The following is a 1,638-nucleotide window of genomic DNA, read 5'->3' as shown; positions in this document are numbered from 1 at the left end:
GTCCTGGCCCAGCGTGTACATCTTCATGAGCGGGGTCAGACCCGCCACGTCTCCGTGGTCGTATCGGAACTCGCCCTCGGTCATGGACGGGCAGGCGGTCGGTTCGACGGCCACGATCCTCGTCTGCGCCCCGGCCAGGTTCTCGCGGATGAACGGGAACGCCAGACCGGCGAGGTTGGAGCCGCCCCCAGCGCACCCGAAGACGTAGTCGGGCGCGGCCTCCCCGAACATCTCGAGCTGTTTGAGGGCCTCCTCGCCGATGATCGTCTGGTGCAGGCACACGTGGTTGAGGACGGAACCCAGGGAGTAGCGGGCCTCGGGGTCGCCCGCCGCCACCTCGACCGCCTCCGACACCGCCATTCCCAGCGAACCGGGGGTGTGGGGGTCCTTGGCGAGGAAGGACCGGCCCGCCTCGGTCAGGTCGGAGGGGCTCGGGTGGACGGAGGCGCCGAAGGTCTCCATGAGCATCCGGCGGTACGGCTTGGACTCGAAGGACGCCTTGACCTGCCAGACCTCAACCTCGATGCCGAAGGCCTGACCGGCGAACGCCAGCGACGCGCCCCACTGACCGGCGCCGGTCTCGGTGGTGAGCTTGGTGATGCCCTCCGCGGCGTTGTAGTACGCCTGGGCCACGGCCGTGTTGGGCTTGTGTGAGCCGACCGGGCTGGTGCCCTCGTACTTGTAGTAGATCCTCGCCGAGGTGCCGAGGGCCTTCTCCAGTCGGCGGGCCCGGATGAGGGGCGAGGGCCGCCACAGCCGGTAGATCTCCCGCACCTCCTCGGGGATCTCGACGTACCGCTCCCCGGTGACCTCCTGCTCGATGAGCGCCATCGGGAACAACGGCGCCAGGTCCTCCGGCCCGAGCGGCTCCTTCGTGCCCGGGTGCAGGTGCGGCGCCATCTGCTCGGGCAGGTCGGCCTGGATGTTGTACCAGTGGGTCGGCATCTCGCTCTCGGGGAGAAGTGCCTTGACCAGAGGTGCCGTGACCAGCGAACCGGATGCGGAGTGTGAACCGGATGCAGCGTCAGACGTCATATGGTGTCCTCGGGAGATGTGGGGAGGGGTGAGCCACGCCTCATCCTAGGAGGTCGCGCCTCATGGGGAGGTGCGGGATCCGTTCATCCAGGTAGTCCGGTCCGCAACGGAGGAACCCGAACTGCTCGTACCACCCCTCGAGGTGGGACTGGGCGCCTATCTCGACGGGCAGCTCGCCGCACAGCTCGAGTCCGCGACGGATCAGGACACCGGCGATCCCCCGCCCTCGCCACCCGGGAGCCGTGCACACCCGGCCGAGGTGCATGACCCCACCGTGGACCCCCGACCCGAACACGCGCAGGGTGGCCACCAACTCGTCCGGACCGGATTCGGTGGCCGGAGCCCAGGCCAACAGGTGCGTGGTGCCGGGGTCGGCGTCGACCTCGTCGATCTCCGCGTACGGGCAGTCCTGCTCGGCGACGAAGACGTCCACGCGCAGCTTGTACAGCGCGTGGACGTCCAGCGGACCCAGCCCGGCCAAGGGAGAGGCGACGACTCTCCACGGAGAGTCGTGCTCACTCACCGTCTGCAGGTCAGGGCTTGTCGGCCGGGGTACCACCGGCCGGATCGTCGTCCGAGGGCTGCGGCGCGGAGCCGGCGGCC

At 69.4% G+C, this 1,638-nt stretch carries 2 protein-coding genes; both read right to left on the bottom strand.

Annotation, left to right across the window (positions count from 1 at the left end):
* Nucleotides 1–1,035: TrpB-like pyridoxal phosphate-dependent enzyme (locus tag G6022_RS12190; protein WP_182691647.1), on the bottom strand; the 1,035-nt coding region annotated here is incomplete at its 3' end.
* 40 nt (nucleotides 1,036–1,075) lie between these two features.
* A complete protein-coding gene (locus G6022_RS12185) occupies nucleotides 1,076–1,558 on the bottom strand; it encodes a GNAT family N-acetyltransferase (RefSeq protein ID WP_179524027.1) in 483 nt (160 codons plus the stop codon).
* Nucleotides 1,559–1,638: the final 80 nt, after the last annotated feature.

This window comes from Dietzia sp. Cai40 (genome assembly GCF_014145165.1).
Lineage (GTDB): Bacteria > Actinomycetota > Actinomycetes > Mycobacteriales > Mycobacteriaceae > Dietzia > Dietzia natronolimnaea.
This window is presented reverse-complemented; position numbering and strand designations above follow the sequence as displayed.